The 19966-nt window shown below is 64.2% G+C and carries 16 protein-coding genes; 9 read left to right on the top strand and 7 right to left on the bottom strand.

Annotation, left to right across the window (positions count from 1 at the left end):
* The first annotated feature begins 189 nt into the window (after window positions 1-189).
* The 5 genes from CN97_RS02085 (at window position 190) to CN97_RS02065 (ending at window position 6355) form a co-directional block, all read left to right on the top strand.
* Window positions 190-1437 carry a sarcosine oxidase subunit beta family protein gene (locus CN97_RS02085; protein ID WP_035706302.1) on the top strand — a complete coding sequence of 416 codons (1248 nt, stop codon included), beginning with the start codon at window positions 190-192 and terminating at the stop codon, window positions 1435-1437.
* Window positions 1438-1447: 10 nt separating this feature from the next.
* A complete protein-coding gene (locus tag CN97_RS02080; protein ID WP_035706299.1) occupies window positions 1448-1786 on the top strand; it encodes a sarcosine oxidase subunit delta in 339 nt (112 codons plus the stop codon).
* Complete coding sequence (locus tag CN97_RS02075; RefSeq protein ID WP_035706296.1) at window positions 1783-4800, top strand: sarcosine oxidase subunit alpha family protein; 3018 nt, start codon at window positions 1783-1785, stop codon at window positions 4798-4800. The genes CN97_RS02080 and CN97_RS02075 overlap by 4 nt, the downstream gene beginning before the upstream one ends.
* Window positions 4793-5329, top strand: coding sequence for a sarcosine oxidase subunit gamma (locus tag CN97_RS02070; protein WP_051910899.1), 537 nt, complete (start codon window positions 4793-4795; stop codon window positions 5327-5329). The genes CN97_RS02075 and CN97_RS02070 overlap by 8 nt, the downstream gene beginning before the upstream one ends.
* Window positions 5330-5413: 84 nt before the next feature.
* Complete coding sequence (locus CN97_RS02065) at window positions 5414-6355, top strand: nucleoside hydrolase (RefSeq protein WP_035706290.1); 942 nt, start codon at window positions 5414-5416, stop codon at window positions 6353-6355.
* Window positions 6356-6359: 4 nt separating this feature from the next.
* Here CN97_RS02065 and CN97_RS02060 read toward each other — a convergent pair whose 3' ends face one another.
* Window positions 6360-7658: a D-amino acid dehydrogenase gene (locus CN97_RS02060; RefSeq protein ID WP_035706973.1), complete on the bottom strand. Its 1299-nt coding sequence runs from the start codon at window positions 7656-7658 to the stop codon at window positions 6360-6362.
* A 235-nt stretch (window positions 7659-7893) separates the two neighbouring features.
* Here CN97_RS02060 and prfA point away from each other — a divergent pair, with 235 nt between their 5' ends.
* From prfA to CN97_RS02045, 3 genes are all read left to right on the top strand, one after another.
* Window positions 7894-8949, top strand: a complete 1056-nt coding sequence (gene prfA, locus CN97_RS02055) for a peptide chain release factor 1 (protein WP_035706287.1) — start codon at window positions 7894-7896, stop codon at window positions 8947-8949.
* Window positions 8946-9764, top strand: coding sequence for a peptide chain release factor N(5)-glutamine methyltransferase (gene prmC, locus CN97_RS02050; RefSeq protein ID WP_035706284.1), 819 nt, complete (start codon window positions 8946-8948; stop codon window positions 9762-9764). The genes prfA and prmC overlap by 4 nt, the downstream gene beginning before the upstream one ends.
* 234 nt (window positions 9765-9998) lie before the next feature.
* Window positions 9999-10796 (top strand): DUF4167 domain-containing protein, encoded by a 798-nt coding sequence (locus tag CN97_RS02045; RefSeq protein ID WP_035706281.1) that lies wholly within the window; start codon window positions 9999-10001, stop codon window positions 10794-10796.
* A gap of 56 nt (window positions 10797-10852) precedes the next feature.
* Here the strand turns inward: CN97_RS02045 and rsmA are convergent, their stop codons facing one another.
* Genes rsmA through lptF form a run of 6 tightly spaced genes read right to left on the bottom strand, consistent with a single transcriptional unit; the run spans window position 10853 to window position 18307 of the window.
* A complete protein-coding gene (gene rsmA / locus CN97_RS02040) occupies window positions 10853-11689 on the bottom strand; it encodes a 16S rRNA (adenine(1518)-N(6)/adenine(1519)-N(6))-dimethyltransferase RsmA (RefSeq protein WP_035706278.1) in 837 nt (278 codons plus the stop codon).
* Window positions 11686-12669, bottom strand: a complete 984-nt coding sequence (pdxA, locus tag CN97_RS02035; RefSeq protein ID WP_035706275.1) for a 4-hydroxythreonine-4-phosphate dehydrogenase PdxA — start codon at window positions 12667-12669, stop codon at window positions 11686-11688. The genes rsmA and pdxA overlap by 4 nt, the downstream gene beginning before the upstream one ends.
* Window positions 12666-13877: a peptidylprolyl isomerase gene (locus CN97_RS02030; protein WP_035706272.1), complete on the bottom strand. Its 1212-nt coding sequence runs from the start codon at window positions 13875-13877 to the stop codon at window positions 12666-12668. Before CN97_RS02030 ends, pdxA begins: the two co-directional genes overlap by 4 nt.
* Before the next feature lie 55 nt (window positions 13878-13932).
* The gene (locus tag CN97_RS02025; RefSeq protein ID WP_051910898.1) at window positions 13933-16098 is read right to left on the bottom strand and encodes an LPS-assembly protein LptD; all 2166 of its coding nucleotides are present in this window, start codon (window positions 16096-16098) and stop codon (window positions 13933-13935) included.
* Window positions 16095-17174 (bottom strand): LPS export ABC transporter permease LptG, encoded by a 1080-nt coding sequence (lptG, locus tag CN97_RS02020; protein ID WP_035706269.1) that lies wholly within the window; start codon window positions 17172-17174, stop codon window positions 16095-16097. Before lptG ends, CN97_RS02025 begins: the two co-directional genes overlap by 4 nt.
* The gene (lptF, locus tag CN97_RS02015; RefSeq protein ID WP_035706265.1) at window positions 17171-18307 is read right to left on the bottom strand and encodes an LPS export ABC transporter permease LptF; all 1137 of its coding nucleotides are present in this window, start codon (window positions 18305-18307) and stop codon (window positions 17171-17173) included. The genes lptG and lptF overlap by 4 nt, the downstream gene beginning before the upstream one ends.
* 187 nt (window positions 18308-18494) lie before the next feature.
* On the opposite strand from lptF, the gene CN97_RS02010 reads away from it, so the two are divergent.
* Complete coding sequence (locus CN97_RS02010) at window positions 18495-19964, top strand: leucyl aminopeptidase (RefSeq protein ID WP_035706261.1); 1470 nt, start codon at window positions 18495-18497, stop codon at window positions 19962-19964.
* Window positions 19965-19966 lie beyond the last annotated feature (2 nt).

Here is a 19966-nt window from a genome sequence, read left to right as displayed (position 1 = left end):
CCTGCTCCATTTAGGCGCTCCAAAGCAGGCGAGAAAGTCACAATAAGTCGCAGACCCCAAAAGGCATGTCGCCGCCGAAGGGCGGATGTCGGAAATTTCCCGATTGTGCCGCTTTGCGGCGTGGCCGATAGTCCCGGACGGTGCACAAGCGCCCAAGGGGAAACCCCACCACAGGGAACCGACCGTTCGATGAAACGCTATTCCGTCTTCGCCCTCGCTAGGGAAGCGATGCGACACCAGAAGGGGTGGGAGCGCGCTTGGCGCTCTCCGCAGCCGAAACCGAGATATGACGTGGTCATCGTGGGCGCGGGGGGCCACGGCCTTGCCACCGCCTATTATCTGGGCCGGAACTTCGGGGTGCGGAATGTCGCGGTGATCGAGAAGGGTTGGCTCGGAGGCGGCAATTCCGGGCGGAATACCACGATCATCCGGTCCAACTACCTTCAGGATCCGTCCTCCGCCATCTTCGAGAAGGCGCGCAAGCTCTATGAGACGCTGAGCCAGGATCTGAACTACAATGTCATGTTCTCTCCCCGGGGCGTGATGATGCTGGCCCAGACCCCGCATGAGATGCGCGGTTACCTGCGGACCGTGCAGGCCAACCGCTTGCAGAGTGTGGAGACGGAATGGATCGGGCCCGAGCGGGTGAAGTCGCTGGTGCCCATCATGAATATCGAGGGGCCACGCTATCCGGTTCTCGGCGCGCTCTGGCAGCCAAGGGGTGGAACCGCACGGCATGATGCGGTGAACTGGGGCTATGCGCGCGCCTGCTCCGCCATGGGCATGGACATCATCCAGCAGTGTGAGGTGACGGCCATCCGCTCCGCCAACGGCCAGGTGACGGGGGTGGAGACGACGAAGGGCCGGATCGACTGTGGCAAACTCGGCATCGTCGTGGCCGGGCATTCCGGTGTGCTGGCGGAGATGGCGGGCTTCCGGCTTCCCATCGAGTCGCTGGCCTTGCAGGCGCTGGTGTCGGAGCCGATCAAGCCGGTTCTCGATACGGTCGTGATGGCCAATACGGTGCATGGCTACATCAGCCAGTCCGACAAGGGCGAACTGGTTATCGGCGGCGGCACCGACGGCTTCGTGAATTATGCGCAGCGCGGCTCCTTCCAGCATGTGGAGGAGACGGTTCGCGCGCTCATCGAAACCTTCCCGATCATCTCGCGGCTCAGGATGATGCGGCAATGGGCGGGGATCGTCGACATGACGGGCGACCGCTCGCCCATCCTGTCGGCCACGCCGCTTGGCAACTGCTTCGTCAACTGTGGCTGGGGCACGGGCGGGTTCAAGGCGATCCCCGGCTCGGGCTGGGCAATGGCAGAACTGATTCACAAGGGTGCGCCGGGACCGCTGGCCGCCGAATTCGGGCTCGACCGCTTCCGCGAGGGGCGGTTCATCGACGAAAGCGTCGCCGCTGGCGTCGCGCACTGAAAGACCGGCAATGCTGATCCTGACCTGCCCCTACTGCGGTCTCCGCGCGGATGAGACCGAGCTTCACCCCGGCGGAGAGGCGCATCTGAAGCGCCAGGGCCCCGCTTCCGAAGATGCCGTCTTCGAGGATTACCTGTTCAACAGGCGGAACCCGAGGGGTGTGCATTTCGAACGGTGGCGCCATGCCTATGGTTGCGGCAAGTGGTTCAATGCCGCGCGCGACACCCTGACGATGGAGGTATTCGGCACCTATCCGGCGCAGGTGCAGAGCCCCCCCGCCGATCTCATCGCGCGTATCAGGGAGCGCCGCCCGGACTGGATCTCCCCCTTTGCGGAGGCTGGGGCATGAGTGTGCGTCTCGCGACCGGCGGCCGGCTGATCGACCGGACACGGCCCATGACCTTCACTTTCAACGGGCGCGCGTTTGCCGGGTATGCAGGCGATACGCTGGCCTCTGCCTTGCTCGCGAACGGGCAGGTGCTGGTGGGGCGGAGCTTCAAGTATCACCGGCCCCGCGGCTTTGTCGCCTCGGGCGCGGAGGAGCCGAACGGGCTGTTCGGCATCGGGCGCGGTGGTCGTTTCGAGCCGAACCAGCGCGGCACGACGACGGAGCTTTTCGACGGAATGACCGCTGTCAGTCAGAATCACTGGCCGAGCCTCGCCTTCGACATCGGGGCGATCAATGGGCGGCTGTCGAAGTTCTTTCCGGCGGGCTTTTACTACAAGACCTTCATGCATCCCCGCCGCGCCTGGGAGAAACTGTTCGAGCCGCTGATCCGTCACACGGCGGGCCTGGGCAAACCGCCTGCAGAACCGGATGCGGATCGCTACGAACATGTTCACCGCCATGTGGATGTGTTGGTCGCGGGGGGAGGAATTGCGGGATTGCAGGCCGCGTTGGTCGCGGGGGAAGCCGGGGCGAGCGTGCTTCTGCTGGAGCAAAGCGCCACCTGGGGTGGCAGGGCGCCGGTGGATGGAGAAGAGATCGAGGGCCGCCCTGCAGCCGAATGGATCGCTGCGACGCTGTCGCGGCTCTCTGCCCTGCCGAATGTGAGCCTCCGCCTCCGCACCATGGCGGCGGGGCTTTACGATCACGGCTATCTGGTGGGGATGGAGCGGCTGGCAGACCATACGCCGGGCGATGGCCGGCCGCGGCAGCGGCTCTGGCGCATTCGCGCGGGTCAGGTGGTCATGGCGACAGGGGCGATCGAACGGCCCATCGCCTTTGCCGGCAATGACCTGCCGGGGGTGATGCTTGCCTCTGCCGGGCGGGATTTTCTGCTGAACTGGGGCGTGGCCGTGGGCCAGCGCGTGATCCTCGCGACGGCGAATGACGACGCCTATCGCAGTGCGATCGCGCTGGCGGAGGCAGGGGTGACGGTGGTGGCTGTCGTCGATGCCCGCCCTGCCGCCATCGGCCCGTTGCCGGACAGGGCGCGGGCGCTCGGCATTCCGGTGGAGACGGGGCGTGGTATCGTCCGCGCCCTGGGCGGCAAGCGGGTGGCTTCTGTAACGCTGGGCGTGATCGACGGCACCGGCGTGGAGGGGGAGCGTATCCCCTGCGATGCCGTGCTGATGTCTGGCGGCTGGTCGCCGGTCGTGCATCTGTGGAGCCAAGCGGGCGGCAAGCTCTTCTGGGATGGGCAGCTTGCGATGTTCCGCCCCGATGCCTTGCGTGCGCCCACGGGTGACCAGGGACAGATCGTCGCCATTGCCGCAGGCGCCGCGAATGGCGCACTCTCGGCTCAGACGACGCTGGCCGATGCGACGGCTGCCGGGCGGCGTGCTGCCATCGCGATGGGGCGCGAGGTCGGGGAACCTGATCTCCCGGTTGCCGCATCGCCGGAGGAGAAGCCGCTCCGCCCGCTCTGGCATATGCCGGAGGCCGCGGGCCCGGCCCTGCGGGAGAAGATGTTCCTCGACTTCCAGCATGACGTGAAGGTCTCCGACGTGGAGCTTGCCGCGCGGGAAGGCTATGAGAGTGTGGAGCACACCAAGCGCTATACGACGCTTGGCATGGCCACTGATCAGGGGAAGCTGTCGAATATCAACGGGCTTGCCATTCTGGCGGAGGCGCTGGCCGCGCCCATCCCCGCAGTCGGGACCACCACTTTCCGTCCCCCCTATACGCCGATTTCGTTCGGAGCCATCGCGGGCGAGGCGCGGGGTGAGCTGTTTCAGCCGCTGCGGCGCACGCCCATGGACGGCTGGCATGTAGAACATGGTGCCCATTGGGAGCCGGTCGGCCAATGGCGGCGCCCCTATACCTACCCGCGAAAGGGGGAGGATCATGCGGCCTCCGTCGCGCGGGAAATCCGGTCTACGCGGGAACGGGTCGGAGTGCTGGATGCCTCCACCCTCGGCAAGATCGTGGTGAGCGGGCCGGACGCCGGGCGGTTCCTCGACATGATCTATACCGGGTTGATGTCGTCGCTCGCGGTCGGAAAATGTCGCTACGGGCTGATCTGCAACGAAAACGGCTTTCTGATCGACGATGGCGTGGTGGCGCGCCTGTCGGAGGACAGCTTCCTCGTCCACACCACGACAGGCGGCGCGGATCGCATCCACGCACATATGGAAGAGTGGCTTCAGACGGAATGGTGGGACTGGCAGGTGTTCACCGCCAATGTGACCGAACAATTCGGCCAGATCGCCGTGGTCGGGCCGAAGGCGCGTGCGGTGCTGGAAGCCCTGGGCGGTATCGACGTCTCAAGGGAGGCTTTGCCCTTCATGGGCTGGGTGGAGGGAGAGTTGGCGGGTCACCCGGTGCGGGTCTACCGCATCTCCTTCTCGGGCGAGCTCTCCTTCGAAATCGCGGTTCCGGCAAACCGGGCGCGGGCGCTCTGGGATGCAGTTCTTGCGGCTGGCGCGGAGCACGGGATCACGCCCTATGGCACCGAGGCCCTGCATGTGATGCGGGCGGAGAAGGGCTTCATCATGATCGGCGATGAGACGGACGGCACGGTCATCCCTCAGGATCTGGGGCTGGGCTGGGCCATCTCGCGCAAGAAGGCCGATTACATCGGCAAGCGGGCGCAGCAGCGGAGCTTCATGGACAACCCGGACCGCTGGCAGCTTGTCGGGCTGGAGACGGTGGATGGCTCGGTGCTGCCGGAGGGGGCTCTCGCTCCGCTCGGGGCGGAGAATGCGAACCGGCAGCGACGGGTGCAGGGCAGGGTGACCTCCGCCTATTTCTCGCCCACGCTGGACCGGGGCATTGCGCTTGGCCTTGTCCATCGCGGCGAAGACCGGAGGGGAGAGGTGATCGTGTTTCAGGGTCCGACAGAGGATTCGCCCCTGGTCAGGACGCGTATCGTGAACCCGGTATTCCTCGATGTCGAAGGAGCGCGTCAGAATGTCTGAGCTGGGGAATCTGGCGTCCGAAGGCTACGTGAGCGTTGTGGACGCCCCGCCGCTCGGAATGGTGACGCTCCGTTGCCGGGACGATGCCGCATTGGCCGCGGCGCTGGAGGGGGTGGGCCTGACGCGCCCGGCTCCGCGTGGGCGGAGCGTGACGGAGCGGGGCGAAGTTCTGTGGATGTCTCCTGATGAGCTTTTGCTGCTCCTGCCTCCGGAGGAACTCGCGCGCACGATCGAGAGGTTGGGGGAGGCGCTCGACGGAGTGCCGGCCCTCCTCGTCGATGTCTCGGACGCGCGGGTCGTGTTCCGGCTGATCGGCGCTGGCGCCGGGGAGGTTCTGGCCAAGATCAGTCCCGCCCTTCCGCTCCTTCAGGGGGAGGTGCGGCGCAGCCGTATCGGCCAGATTGCCGCTGCCTTCTGGCAGTCCGGTGACGCGGAGATGACAGTCATCTGCTTCCGTTCGGTCGCCGGCTATGCGCGCGACCTGCTCTGCTATGCTGCGCGACGGGGAAGCCAGATCGAACCTGTCTGAAACCTAAGGGGCACTTGGCCCCACACCTCCTGTCCGGGGTCGCTGCCCTGATTGCCGCCCGCCCATCGCCCGAAGGGAAAGAGAATGACCCCACGCAAGATCATCATCGACACCGATCCCGGGCAGGACGATGCCGTCGCCATCCTGCTCGCGTTTGCCAGTCCCGAGGATGTGGAGGTCATTGGTATCACGGTTGTGGCCGGGAACGTGCCTTTGCCGCTGACACAGCGGAATGCCCGCATCATCTGTGAACTTGCCGGACGGCGTGATGTGAAGGTGTTTGCGGGTGAAGCGGCCCCGCTTTCCCGACCGCTCGTCACGGCAGAGCATGTTCACGGCAAGACGGGGCTGGATGGCCCGCAACTGCCGGAACCCACCATGCCCCTCGCGGGAGAGGATGCGGTTGGCTTCATCATCGACACGCTCCGCTCCGAACCAGCGGGGACCGTGACGCTCTGCCCGCTGGGGCCCCTCACCAATATCGCCACCGCTTTTCGCCGTGCGCCGGACATTGTGGAGCGGGTTCAGGAAATCGTTCTGATGGGGGGCGCATATTTTGAGGTCGGCAATATAACCCCCGCGGCTGAATTCAATATCTACGTCGACCCTGAAGCGGCGGATGAAGTCTTCAGATCTGGTGCGAAGATCGTCGTGCTTCCGCTTGATGTCACGCATAAAGCCATGACAAACAAACGTCGTGTCGATGCCTTTCGCGCGTTGGGGACGGAAGTCGGTGGCATGGTTGCAGCGTGGACGAATTTCTTCGAGCGCTTCGACAAGGAAAAATACGGTGGAGAAGGCGCGCCGTTGCACGACCCCTGCGTCATCGCATGGCTGATCCGGCCCGAGTTGTTTTCGGGCCGCTTCATCAACGTGATGATCGAAACCAAGGGAGAGTTCACCACCGGCATGACAGTCGCCGATTGGTGGGGGGTGAGCAGGAGAGAGCCCAATGCGCTGTTCCTCGGCGATGTGGACGCCGAGGGATTCTTTGAGCTGCTGACGGAGCGGCTCGCCCGCTACTGACCGCTCAGGCCGTGGCGGGTTTCAGCCCGCCGCGGGTGGCCGTCACGCCACGGCCATAGCGCGAGATGCCAAGGTCGGAGGCGTCGATTTCCGTGGGTCGGCGAGAAACGATATCGGACAGCACCTTAGCCGAGCCCATGGACATCGTCCAGCCGAGCGTACCGTGCCCGGTATTCAGAAACAGGTTCTGTACCGGCGTCCGACCGATCACCGGGGTGCCATCGGGCGTCATCGGCCGCAAGCCCGCCCAGAAGGTCGCGGCGGCCATGTCGCCGGCCCCTCCGAACAAATCTCCCACCGATTTCTCCAGCGTCGCGCGCCGGCGGTCGTTCAGGGACGTGTCGAACCCGGCAATCTCCGCCAGCCCGCCGACGCGAATCCGATCCCCGAGCCGCGTGATCGCGACCTTGTAGGTCTCATCCATCACCGTCGATTCCGGCGCCCTGGCCGCATCCATGATCGGAATGGTGAGCGAGTATCCCTTGAGGGGATAGACGGGCAGTTTCATCCCGAGCGATTTCACCAGCGCTGGGGAGAAGCTGCCCATCGCTACGACATAGGCATCCGCTACCATGGGGCCTTCGGAGGTCTGAATTCCAACGATCCGGTCACCCTGCTTATCCAGCCCCTTGACGGTCACGCCATGCCGAAAGGTCACGCCAAGCGCCTTCGCCATCTCCGCCAGCCGGTTGGTGAACTTGAAGCAGTCGCCGGTTTCATCTCCCGGGAGGCGCAAGCCACCGGCGATCAGATGTTTGGACCCGGCGAGGCCCGGTTCATGCAGCAGGCACTCCTCCGCGCTCAGGAGTTCGAAGGGAACCCCGTCCTCTCGCAGCACTTCGATATCCTTCTGAAGCCCGTCGAGCTGTTTCTGACTGCGCAGGAGCTGCAAGGTGCCCTGAGTCCGCTCATCATAGGAAATGCCGGTTTCCTGCCGCAATGCTGCAAGCCTGTCGCGGCTGTATTCAGCAACACGAACCATGCGACCCTTGTTGACGGCATATGCCTCGGAGGTGCAGTTGGACAGCATCTGCCCAAGCCAGCCCGCCGCCTTCAGGGACGCCAGCGGGTTCAATACCAGGGGCGCATGCCGCTGGAAGGCCCATTTCAGCGCCTTGAGCGGGATCCCCGGTGCCGCCCATGGCGTCGAGTAGCCCGGAGAAACCTCACCCGCGTTCGCAAAGCTCGTCTCCAGCGCGGGGCCGGCAGACCTGTCGATCACCGTTACCTCATGCCCGGCGCGCGCGAGTTCCCACGCTGATGTCACGCCAATCACGCCTGATCCGAGAACAATGACTTTCATGGTTGCGAACCCCTGTTGTGCTTGACCGACAATATGGGGCATCTGCCATGAAATTTCTCGGCAAAGACTCCTGTCGAACGGGCTCTATGGCGAAGTATCAACGATGATATCCAAAAATAATCGAATAATATTCGATCATCACTATTTATGGCGCAACTATCCTCCATCCAGTTTCCGGCCTGCGTGCCTTGCGGCTTGCGCTTGACCCGGTCGGTTGTTTGGCTAAACCGCTGACATGGTGCCTTTGGATAAGCTTGACCGGATCGAACGCCGCTTTCAGTTTCTGGAAGCGAGGTTGAACGATGGCGCCTCTCCGACGGAGATCGCGTCGCTTGCGCGCGAATACGCGGAGCTGAAGCCTGTCGTCGGCCGGATCGCCGATTATCGCCAGCTTTTACGCGATCTGGAGGAGGCGGAGATGATGCTCGCTGATCCGGAAATGCGGGCGCTTGCGGAGGATGAGATTCCTGCGCTCCGCGCGACACGTCCGGCGCTTGAGGAAGCATTGCGCATTGCCCTGTTGCCGAAGGACGCTGCGGATGCGCGCCCCGCAATGCTGGAGATACGTCCAGGCACGGGCGGCGAGGAGGCCGCGTTGTTCGCCGGCGATCTTCTGCGGATGTATCAACGCTATGCTGATCGGCAGGGTTGGCGCTTCGAGGTGCTCGATTTTCAGGAAACGGAGCTTGGCGGGGTCAAGGAGGTTGTGGCTTCCGTGCAGGGCGAGGGCGTATTCGCCCGGCTGAAATACGAAAGCGGTGTCCATCGCGTGCAGCGGGTGCCCGAGACGGAGTCCGGCGGACGGATCCACACCTCCGCCGCCACGGTTGCGGTGCTGCCGGAAGCAGAAGAGGTGGATATCGACATCCCGGCTACCGACATTCGCATAGATACCATGCGGGCATCTGGTGCCGGTGGACAACATGTGAACACGACCGATTCCGCCGTGCGGATCACGCATCTGCCGACGGGGATCATAGTAACTTCCTCCGAGAAGTCGCAGCATCAGAACCGGGCGATCGCGATGCAGGTTCTTCGCGCGCGGCTTTACGACCTTGAACGGACGCGTGCGGAGGAAGCGCGTGCCGCCGACCGCAAGGCGCAGGTCGGCTCGGGCGACCGGAGTGAGCGGATCCGCACCTACAACTTCCCTCAGGGGCGTATGACGGATCACCGCATCAACCTCACGCTATATCGCCTGGATCAGATCATGGATGGCGATCTGACAGAGGTCATCGATGCGCTGGTCGCCGCGGATCAGGCCGCCAAGCTCGCCGAGATGGAAGGGTGAGGGCGGCCGACCTGTTGCCGGCCGCGACGCATCGTCTTGCCGCCGCCGGGATCGCCGAGCCCGCACGTGACGCGCGGCGACTGCTGGCCTTTGCATTGGGTATCGCACCGGACAGGCTCATCCTTTACCTTCATGACGTCGTGGAATCTGATGTTATCGATAGATTTCATGCGGTGATAGAAGAGCGCTCCAAGCGTCGTCCGTTGTCTCAGATCACTGGCGAGCGCTTGTTCTGGGGCCGGAGCTTTCATGTCACGCGTGACGTTCTGGACCCCCGGCCCGAGACAGAAACCTTGGTGGAGCTTGCTCTCTCCGAACCCTTCGAGGCGGTTCTTGATCTTGGTACCGGATCGGGCGCGATTCTGCTGACCCTGTTGGCAGAGCGACCGGAGGCGAGAGGAGTGGGCGCGGACATCAGTCCTGCGGCCCTCGCGGTGGCGCGGGAAAATGCCTTGCGGCTGGGCATCAGCGTGGATTTCACGGTTTCGGACTGGTTTTCCGCTATAGGAGGTCAGTTTGATCTCATCGTCTCCAACCCGCCCTATATCGCGGCAGCGGAAATGGCCGCGCTTGAACCAGAGGTGCGGGACTGGGAACCGCAGCTGGCGCTTACGCCCGGCGGCGACGGGCTGGATGCCTATCGGCGGATCGCCTGCGAGGCTTCCGCTCATCTGGTGCCGGGCGGGCGTGTCATCGTGGAAATCGGCCCGACCCAGGGCGAGGCCGTGGTCCAGCTTTTTCGTGATGAGGGGTTTCAATCGGTAAAGATCACCCCAGATATGGATGGAAGGGACCGTGTCGTGATGGCGCGGTAACCCGTTAGGGTGCTAGATGCACCAATTCGCGGGTAACAGGCGGCAGAAAGTTGCACTGAAACCCAGAATTCACTTGTTTTGTCGATGTCACCGTGTTTATTCGGCCCTGCGCAGAGGAAACCCGTTTCGAGGTTGACCGGCGCGGATTAGCCAAAGAGCACGGACCGGGATCTTGCGGCGCGGCGCTGCCACGGTTCTGACGGACCCCAGATCAACGCTGGAAACACAGTACACATGAGATCATCCAAGTCACGTTCGCGTTCGAAGTCGAACCGCCCGCGCACGATGGGAAATATCGTGAACCGGGTCTTCGACAGCTCCGGGCCTGAGGGAAAGGTGCGGGGTACGCCCCAGCAGATTATCGAGAAATACCTTATCCTTGCGCGCGATGCCCAGTTGTCCAATGACAGGGTTGCGGCCGAAGCCTTTCTCCAACACGCGGAGCACTACACCCGTATGTTGGGCGAGGCGCAGCGCGAGCTTCAGCGGGAGGCAGACGCCCGCCGCGAGTATCAGGAAAACAATGGCCACCATAACCAGCAGGGTAACAACCAGCAGGGTAATGGCGGCAATCGCGATGGTCAGCGTGACTACCGCGATCATGGGCAGCAGCCTCGCCGTCACCGCGAGGATGAGGGCCGTTCGCAGGAGCAGCCCGCCTTCTACACACAAGCGGCTCAACGTCCTGCGACGGACTTTTCTGCCGACGTGATCGAGCTGGATGGTGAGGATGACAGCGGCCTCGTCGTAACGCCTGAGATGCAGACACCCGCAGCCGAGCGGCCGGAGCAGGCTGCCGAGCAGCCGCCCGCCGTGATAGCGCCGCGGGGAGATGCCGAAACCGTGGAGGCCGTGCAGGAGGCCCCCCTGGAGGCGCCTGCACCAGAGGTTGTCGAAGCCCGTCCGCGTCGCACACGCACGCCGAAGGCTGTGGAGCAGCCCGCAGAGGGAGGTGAGGCCAAACCGCGCCCGCGCCGCCGCTCTCCCGCCCGGAAGAAATCGGAAAGCAATGAGGCGCCTGCGGCCGAGTGACGGCGCAGGTTCTCTGGTACTTGCGAGAAAAAGCCGGGCGCTAAAGCCCGGCTTTTTCAGTTGAAAGTCCGGGAGAGGGCGCAGAACTGCTCCAGAGAGAGCTGTTCCGCCCGCTCCGTCGGTTTGATGCCGACGGAGAGCAGACGATCCTCTATATCCGGCGCGAGGCCCTTGAGGCTCGAGCGCAGCATCTTGCGACGCTGGTTGAATGCCGCGGCGACAACACGCGAGAGGATAGCCGGATCAGCAGGGTAGGCGGGCTCGGCCCGCGCGACGAGATGCACCACGGAAGACTGCACCTTCGGCGGCGGGGTGAAGGCCTCGGGCGGCAGTGTCATGACGATTCGCGCCTCCGTTCGCCACTGGGCGAGCAGGGCGAGGCGGCCATAGGCGGGGCTGCCAGGCTTGGCCACGATCCGCTCCGCCACCTCCTTCTGGAACATCAGGGTCAGGCTCTGCCAGAAAGGCGGCCATTCGGGCGGCGTAAGCCAGCGGACGAGCAGTTCAGTACCCACGTTGTAAGGCAGGTTGGCGACGATGCGGATGGGCGGGGTCAGCCGTCCCGTCAGGTCCACCGCAAGAGCATCCCCCTCCACGATGTCCAGACGGCCCGGATAATGCGCCGCGATCTCCTCCAGCGCAGGAATGCAGCGGGGATCCTTCTCGATGGCGAGCACGTGCCGCGCCCCTTCCGCCAGCAGCCCGCGCGTCAGCCCACCCGGACCGGGCCCGACCTCCAGCACATCCGCGCCGGTCAGATTGCCCGCGGCGCGCGCGATTTTCGCTGTCAGATTGAGATCGAGGAGGAAGTTCTGGCCCAGTTGCTTGCGCGCCGACAGGCCATATTCCGCGATCACTTCGCGGAGCGGCGGCAGGCCGTCAATCGCGCTCACGTCCGGCGCGTCCGACTAAGTTCCGCAGCCATTTCCAGCGCCGCGATGAGGCTCGCGGGATCGGCTACCCCTTTGCCTGCGATGTCGAAGGCGGTGCCATGGTCGGGCGAGGTGCGGATGAACGGCAGGCCCAGTGTCACATTCACGCCGTGGGCGAAATCGATTGTCTTGATCGGGATCAGAGCCTGATCGTGGTACATGCAGATCGCGGCGTCATATTTCGCCCGCGCCGCGGGGTGGAACATCGTATCCGCAGCAAGCGGCCCGGCGAGGGAATAGCCTTCACTGCGGAAGCTCTCGATCACCGGCAGGATCGTTTCGATCTCCTCACGCCCCATGGCCCCGCCTTCGCCGGCATGGGGGTTCAGCCCGGCGATGGCGATGCGGGGAGCGCCGATGCCAAAATCCTGCCGGAGGGCTTTGTGGGTGATCTGGATCGTCTCCGTCAGCAGGCGCCGCGTGAGCTGCTGTGGAACCTCGGCCAGCGGGATATGGATCGTTGCAGGCACGACGCGGAGATCAGGGCAGGCGAGCATCATCACCACACGGCTCACCCCGGCGAGATGCGCGAGATACTCCGTATGGCCGGGAAATGCGAAACCTGCCCCTTCCTGCAGAGCCTTCTTGCTGATCGGTGCAGTGCAGACAGCCCCGGCCTCCCCCGCCCGAACAAGCTGTACGGCACGGGAGATGACGTCGATCACGCTACGGGCGTTGCGGGGGTCGGGACTACCGGGGATCGCCGGACCCTCGAAGGGATGGGGTAGCACGGGAAGGCCATGCATGGCGGCCCGCTCTGCCTCCCGCGGATGGGTGATCTCCCGCAGGGGCGTGCCCTTCGGCAGATGCGAGGGGTCGCCGATCAGGAAAAAGGGCAGGCGGCTCCCGATCTCCTCCCAGGCGCGGGCGGCGATCTCCGGACCGATGCCGGCAGGCTCGCCGCATGTCAGTGCGATGGGGAGGATGTCAAAGCTGCTCATTGGCCACGGATGATCGCATCGGCACGAAGTTCGGCGAGATAGTTATCCGCGAGCTTGCCGGCCCGCTCGTTCAGCAGTTGCGTGCGGATCTGATCGCGGCTGGGGGGTTCGGCTTGGGTCAGGCTGCGGCTGCACAGCATCAGCACCCGCAGCGAGCCACCCTGGACGAGGCTCGTGGACATTTCGTTCTGGTCGAGGCGCGCAAGTTCCATCGCGACGTCAGAAGGCAACTGACCGGGGCTTGCACTGTGCCGCTGCACGGCGGCCGGAGCGCCCCTGAGCGCGGCGTAGAGGTCATCACAGGTATCGACACGGCCACGGAGCTTCGCCGCCTCCTCAACCGTTTCCGCTGCATTGCCGTTGGCCAGAAGCACCTCCGCATAGTCGAGCGTGGTGGCTGCGGGGGCCGGACGGGGCGTGTCCCGGCGTTCACGCAGGAAGAAGATGGCGATGGCATTCGGCACCTGCACCTCACGCGACATCTGGCCCGGACGCATGCTGTCTATGACCTCACGGATCTGCGGCGGCATGTTCGCCTCACGGATCCATTCGAGCCGCCCACCCTGTTCCCGCGATTGCGAGGCGGAGAACCGGCTCGCCGCTTCCGCGAAATCGTTGCTGTTACGCACGTTCTCACGGATCAGGTCTGCAATCTGGCGGCTTTGTTCCGTATAGGGCGCGACGGTGGGCAGGATGATTTCCGAAAGCAGGATTTCCCGCTCCGGCCGGATGGAATCGACCTGCAGGGCGCGATCAATATCGGCCTCCGTCACGGTGACGCGTCCTCCGAAACGTGTCCGCACCACTTCCCGCCAGATCAGGCCGGCGCGTACGAATTCCCGGAAGGTTTCTTCCGACACCCCCACGCCCGCAAGGCGTTGGGTGAGTTGTTCAAGCGTGAGCTGCCCGCGTTCGGCAAATTCGCGCATGCCCGTGCGAAGCTGATCTTCGGTGATGCTGACCTTCTGAATTTTGCCCGCGATGAGGTAGAGCCGATCATCGATCAGCGCATCCATCGCCTGCCTTTCCGTCAGGCCGCCAGCGCCGAGCTGCTGCATGAACAGCATCCGTTGCCGGAGTTCGAATTCGGTGATGGCAGTGCCGTTCACATAGGCACGCGCGGTAAACAACCCCTGCGCCACAGCGGGAGCGGGGGACATGGCGCCGAAGGTCAGGGCCAAAGCGGTTGCAAGCGGGATGAGGCGCATCGGTCGTCCGTTCTGCTCTTCCTCGCCGCGCGGGCGCGGCCGGTTCTCGCGCCGTTCAGCCGGCGCAGGTTCTTGTCACGGGCGGGCGTCGTCCGCCATTGCCGAAGCCCAGAAGCTCCACCGACAGATCGACCCGGGTGCTGGTCTCATCGCTGAGCGAACTCGTCAGGCGGTGGGAGACTTCCAGATCCACCTGAACGCATTCGTTGCGATAAACCACGCCGAGCGCTGCACGTGCGGCCCTGTGCTCCGAGAAGTCATAACGCCATTCCGAGGTCCCGGTCCAGCGGTCGTTGAAGTCATACTGGGCATCCCATGCCCAGATGGAGCGCGAAGTGTCGCGCAGCTCGCGCTTATCCGCATCCAGCCAGACAAAGCTCGTCGCGAGAGTCATCGGCCCCCGGTCGTAGCCCAGGCGGAACTCGTTCTTGGAAAAGTCCAGCAATCCTTCAAACAGAGACCGGTTGACGAGGCTGATCCCGTTGCCCCAGTCGAGCCGGACGGAGGTGAGCCAATCCGACCCTCTCCCGTCAAGGCCGCTTCCTGGGCTGAATTGTTCCTCGTTGCCGCTCCAGCGGAACACACGGCCCGCAGTCATGCCAAGTGTCCAGCCGGCCGGGTCGATGCGGGTCCATGTCGCGCCCAGATTTGCTCGCCAACCCTCCTCATAGGCATCCTGGCCGGGGAATCGGTCGAGGGCGAACAGATTGCCTTCGTCGAACTCCACGAGCAGGCTGTCTTCGTTCAGCGGGTTGCGACGACCCTCCGGACTCCAGACGACCTGGGCCATGGGGGTCAGCACCTCGCTGCCGCCGCCGGCGGTGCTGCGAACCAGGGGCCAACTCAGCTTGGTGCCGAAGGTGGGAACGACGCGGGTGAACTCGGGGTCGCTCTCGGGCGTGTTGGTGAACCAGAAGGCATCCGCCCGCACATCCCCCGTCGCCGTGACGATGAGACCGGGGTCCGTGACCCAGTCGCGCTGCCAGTTGCCGTAAAGGCTGAAGCGCCGCATGTCGCGACCGTCCGCCACGCCGTCGCCGTCCAGATCATAAAGCGAATCCGAGCGATTGTGATAAGTCATCATCTGCGCACCGAATGTCGCGATGCCGCCCGCCGTCGGCACGGGCATCCGCCGCTCCCATGTTCCGTCGAGCATGATGTTGGGCAGAACGGAGTTATCCTCAGCCTCGCTGAGAGAATGGTAGTGCAGTGCCTCCAGGCTGATGAGTTCATCCCGGCGGGCCCGGTAGACCTTCACACTGGATTCCAGACGGTCCTTGTCGTCCAGTTCGTAATCGTCGAGAAAATCGGAGTCGCTGATCGAATAGACGTCGAACTTCATGGTGAATTGTGCCGGAAACGCGACCTGACCCTCTCCGCGCAGATAGTGGCGGAGGGAGGAGCTGTCTTCGAGATCATCAATCGCTATCGCGCCGGTCCATTCCATCCAGCCGCCATTCAATGCCTGACGATAGGTGTTTTCGACCATGACAGCCCCATCCGTGGTCACTAGCGGGGCAATCGTCAGGTCGGCATGGTCGCCGAGCGGCAGGAAATAGGGCGCTTGCACGCCATAACCCAGATCGCTCTGGTGAAAGAACTTCAGCGGCAACAGGCCGGGGGCGCGGTCAACGCTCGGGTCCGGCATCCGCAGGCTGGGCAGATACATCACCGGAACGCCCATGATGCGGAAAGTGGCGTCCTTGAAGTACATCAGCCGGGTTTCCTCGTCGTGCAGCACCTCTGCCGACCGGATCTCCCACAGCGGCACTTGCCGCCCACCCGGGCAGACCTGACAGGAAGAGGCCACCACGCGGGTCATCTTGGTATAGCGCCCACCGGTCCGCGCAACTTCATTGGCCGCGATCTGCATCTGCTGGTCGAGCACGATGCGCGCGCTTTTGAGAACGCCGCGTGTCAGGTCGGAGGACAGCTCGGCGCTGGAGGCGAGGGCGATCTGATCCGGCCCCTCCACCAGCGTCATGGGGCCTTCGATCGTCACCTCATCCTGATTGCGGTCGTAGAAAATACGCCGGGCTTTCAGGGTGACCCCTTGCCAGAGCACCTCCACATTGCCTTCCGCCATCAGCCTCTCATCAGACAGGATGCGGACATCGTCGGCAACGAGCGTCGCCAACCCGTCCTGCGCGCTCGCGGGAGAGACGAGTGCCGTGGTGAGAGCAAGCGCCAGAAGGCGGGTGAGGGCGGGACGCGACTTCATCCGTCCTCCATGTGAAGCAGAAGTCCCGCCGAAAAGAGCAGCCCTGCGACGGGCGGGCCCCAGGCCGCGAGCAGGACGGGAATTTGGCCGTTGTTGCCGAGTATCTGCGCGAAATTCCGCAGAAAGAACAGAGCGAAACCTATGAGAACGGCGATCAGCACCTTCACGCCCGTTCTGCCGGCGCGGGCGGGCTGCATGGTGAAACCGGCTGCGATCTGGATCATCGCCACAATGAGAAAAGGGGTCGCCAGTTCCATATGGAACAGCACCTGATGACTGCGGGAGGAAAAGCCTGCACGCTCCAGCCGCTGGATCTGCTCGGGAAGCTGCCAGAAGGAAATCATCCCCGGCGCCTCGAAGCTGCTGCGGATCTCCTGCTGAGTCAGATTGGTGTTGAGGGCGAGCGTCTCATGCTGCTTTGCATCCCGTTCCGGATTGGCGGCTTCCATCGGCCAGTCCTTCACCCCCGTGAGCTCCCATGCGCCGCGACCCAGCACGGCATGCGCGGCCTCCACGCGCCGGACGGGGGTGCCTTCGGTATCCAGACCGATAAAGATGGCGTTGAACAGCTCCGTCCCATCCGGGGTGGCACGGTCCGCCCGGATCACCCATTGACCCGCCCGATCACCCTGGCGAAGCCAGATCGCCTCTCCGCTGACGGAAACGATGTTCTCCTCCCCGCCTTCAGGGGCTGCATCGGCCTTGCGGCTGGTGGCGGAGGCGATGGGATTGAGCACCGTCACTGCCAGAATTCCGACGATAAGCCCGCCGATCACGGCGGGCGACAGTGCCCCGAAAACCCAGACCCCCACGGCGCGGATCACCACGAGTTCGCTCGTCCTTGCGAGAGAAAGGAAGAGCGCAATCGCAGCCAGCAATACGACGAGGGGGAAAATCTCATACACGCCCTGGGGGCTGTGCAGGAACGCGATCCAGGCGGCGCCGGACAGCCCGCCCTCAGCCCCGCGCCGGACCTGCTCCACGAGATCTACAAGGAACATGATCCCGAAGAACACGAGAAAAACACCCGCAACGGTCAGCAGGAATTTCCGCCCGAGATAGAGCCAGAGCGTCATGCCGCCGCCTCGCTGCGTTTGGGATGTCGTCTGACGCGGCGGGAGCGTCCGGCCCAGGCCAGCATCGCCACCGAAATCAGCGCACCGATGAGGGGAGCGGCATAATAGGCAGGCCAGTAGGACGCCTTCTCCAGCGCAAGATTGGTGAAGGCGTTGTCCAGGAACTGCACCAGCACCAGCATGAGAATCGCGCCGAGCACCTGCCGCCACAGGCCGAACCGGCTGAAGGCGCCGAGGAGCAGGGTTGCGAAGCCGATCATCGCTGCCACCGGCGCCAGGAACGGCGCGGAAAGACGGCTCTGAAGTTCGCGGAACGGTGCTGAAGGATCAGGGTTCCGCAGGCTGGCAATGACCTCCGCCGATGGGTTGATGAGCATCGACGTCGGCAGGCTGCGGACATCGGTATAGATCCGCCTGTCATCCCGCATGAGCGCGCCGATATCATAGGTAAAATCCTCGAATCGCATCACGGAGAGCCGCTGGGTTGGCCCGTCGCGTGATTGCGCCATCCCGTCCAGCATGATGAGCAGCGGCCCCTGCGGCCCGCGGGCGAACAGCGCACGCTTGGCGGTGTAGAAGGTCAGCTCGTCAGGTTGCCGGTTGTCCGACAGGAAAACGTCTCGCAGCTCTCCGGTGGAAGAGATGTCGCGGATATAGAAGGTGATCCCGTCCGACGGATGCAGGAACTGCCCCTCCGTCAGGAATCGGGCGGAGACGCTTTCGGAAATCTCGGTACTGCGCTCGGAGAAGCGCTCCCGGCTGGCCGGGACAAGGTAATGCGCGAGCACCGACAGGATCGCCGCGACGATCAGCCCAAAGACCAGCACGGGCCGCGCGAGACGGAAAGGCGAAAAGCCCGTCGCCTGCATGACGACCAGTTCGCTTTCCGAAGCGAGGCGGTTGGTCACGAAAACCGTGGCTGCAAAGGCAGACAGCGGCAGGACGATTCGGATGACATTCGGGAGGCTCAGCGCGGAGAGCTCAAAGAACACCAGCGCCGTCTGACCCGAGCCTATGATCTGGTCGAACAGCGAAACAGCGCGGTTCACCCAATAGACCGCGACGAGAATGAGGGAGAAGAAGCCGAACACCGCCAGAAGCTGCGACAGCATGTATCTGTCGAATCTGGGCACGCCGGGAGAATCCTTCTCTGCTCGCCGCTCTGCTCGGCGGGTGTGGGGCGACGCTAGCTGAAAACGGGGGGGTGGAAAACTGCTATCTGGCCATTCCGGGGCGCGGGCACTAGCCTCGCGCGGACCGTTGCCGTCCTGCGTCGCTTTTTTGCGCGCCGGAGCGGCCAGTTTCAGATCGGAGACCGCCATGACCTCACCCGTCGCCATCCATTTTCGCGAGATGTCCTCCGAGGGGCTTGCCGCTTTTGAGGGGCGCATCGCCGTTCTGATCGACCCGTCGGGCAAGCCGGATAGCACGGTCAGGCCATTGAACCGGCTGGTGAAGGGAGCGATCGAACGCTTCGCCTCCTCCGAAGCCTTTGAGAAGATGAAGCCGGGCGACGCCGTTGATCTGGCTTGGCCCGCCGGGATCACGGCGGAGGCGGTTCAGGTGGTGAAGCTGCCCCGGAAGCCGGAAGCCGCACTCGCCCGGAAGGCAGGCGCCGCCATCGGGCGCGCCGTGGGACCGAAAGGGGTGACCGTGCTGGTCGGCGGCAATGGCGGTGCGGCGGAGCTTTCCTTCGGCCTCGCGCTGCGCGCCTATGATTTCGGCCTCTACAAATCCGAACCTGCGGCGGAGCGGGGTGTCGTCACCCTGATGGTCGCCGACCCGGAGAAGGTGGCCGCCACCGCGCAGCCCATGGCCGCGCTGGCAGAGGGCGTGTTCTTCACCCGTGATCTGGTCAATGAGCCGGCCAACGTCCTGACCACTACGGATTTCGCGGCGCGTCTGGCTGCGATGCAGGAAATCGGCCTCGACGTGGAGATATTGGAGGAGGCTGACCTCGCCGATCTGGGCATGCGTGCATTACTCGGCGTGGGGCAGGGATCGGAAAGCCCCTCTAAAGTCGTCGTCATGCATTGGCGGGGCGGGGAGGCAGGCACGTCGCCGCTTGCGCTTGTCGGCAAGGGGGTGGTCTTCGATACGGGCGGCATCTCCCTGAAGCCGGGCGCCGGCATGGAGGAGATGACCATGGATATGGGCGGCGCGGGCGTTGTGGCGGGCGTGATGCGCACGCTCGCACTGCGGAAGGCCAAGGCCAATGTCGTGGGCCTCGTCGGGCTGGTGGAGAACATGCCTGACGGCAAGGCTCAGCGCCCCGGCGATGTGGTGAAGTCGAAGCGCGGCGTCACCATCGAGGTGAACAATACGGATGCCGAGGGCCGTCTCGTGCTGGCCGATGTGCTCTGGTATGCGCAGGAACGGTTCCAGCCCTCCGGCATCATTGATCTCGCCACGCTGACAGGTGCGGTGATCGTGGCGCTCGGGCATGAGATGACGGGCGTCTTCTCCAATGACGATGACTTCTGCGAGGCCTTCCTCGCGGCGGCAAAGGCAGAGGGCGAGGGTGCTTGGCGGCTGCCGCTGGGCGAGGGTTACGACAGGCTCATCCGGTCCAATATCGCCGACATCAAGAACTCTGCCGGGCGGGAGGCAGGATCGGTCACTGCGGCGCAGTTCCTCCGGCGGTTCATCGCGGAAGGCACACCCTGGATCCATCTGGATATCGCCGGCACTGCCCATGTGAAGCGCGAGACGACCGTCGGGCCGAAGGGCGCGACCGGCTGGGGGGTGATGAGCCTCGACCGGCTGATCCGTGATCGCTACGAGTCGTAGGG

The sequence above is a fragment of the Haematobacter massiliensis genome (genome assembly GCF_000740795.1).
Lineage (GTDB): Bacteria > Pseudomonadota > Alphaproteobacteria > Rhodobacterales > Rhodobacteraceae > Haematobacter > Haematobacter massiliensis.
Note: the sequence above shows the minus strand (reverse complement) of the source record. Positions and strands in the feature narration are given on the sequence as shown.

Excerpts from the sequence above, each read along its gene's own strand:
- CN97_RS02025 (WP_051910898.1), bottom strand. The coding sequence starts at position 16,098 with ATGAAGTCGCGTCCCGCCCTCACCCGCCTTCTGGCGCTTGCTCTCACC.
- CN97_RS02030 (WP_035706272.1), bottom strand. The coding sequence starts at position 13,877 with ATGCGCCTCATCCCGCTTGCAACCGCTTTGGCCCTGACCTTCGGCGCC.
- CN97_RS02010 (WP_035706261.1), top strand. The coding sequence starts at position 18,495 with ATGACCTCACCCGTCGCCATCCATTTTCGCGAGATGTCCTCCGAGGGG.
- CN97_RS02060 (WP_035706973.1), bottom strand. The coding sequence starts at position 7,658 with ATGAAAGTCATTGTTCTCGGATCAGGCGTGATTGGCGTGACATCAGCG.
- CN97_RS02085 (WP_035706302.1), top strand. The coding sequence starts at position 190 with ATGAAACGCTATTCCGTCTTCGCCCTCGCTAGGGAAGCGATGCGACAC.
- prfA (WP_035706287.1), top strand. The coding sequence starts at position 7,894 with ATGGTGCCTTTGGATAAGCTTGACCGGATCGAACGCCGCTTTCAGTTT.
- CN97_RS02065 (WP_035706290.1), top strand. The coding sequence starts at position 5,414 with ATGACCCCACGCAAGATCATCATCGACACCGATCCCGGGCAGGACGAT.
- lptG (WP_035706269.1), bottom strand. The coding sequence starts at position 17,174 with ATGACGCTCTGGCTCTATCTCGGGCGGAAATTCCTGCTGACCGTTGCG.
- CN97_RS02080 (WP_035706299.1), top strand. The coding sequence starts at position 1,448 with ATGCTGATCCTGACCTGCCCCTACTGCGGTCTCCGCGCGGATGAGACC.
- CN97_RS02070 (WP_051910899.1), top strand. The coding sequence starts at position 4,793 with ATGTCTGAGCTGGGGAATCTGGCGTCCGAAGGCTACGTGAGCGTTGTG.
- CN97_RS02075 (WP_035706296.1), top strand. The coding sequence starts at position 1,783 with ATGAGTGTGCGTCTCGCGACCGGCGGCCGGCTGATCGACCGGACACGG.
- CN97_RS02045 (WP_035706281.1), top strand. The coding sequence starts at position 9,999 with ATGAGATCATCCAAGTCACGTTCGCGTTCGAAGTCGAACCGCCCGCGC.
- pdxA (WP_035706275.1), bottom strand. The coding sequence starts at position 12,669 with ATGAGCAGCTTTGACATCCTCCCCATCGCACTGACATGCGGCGAGCCT.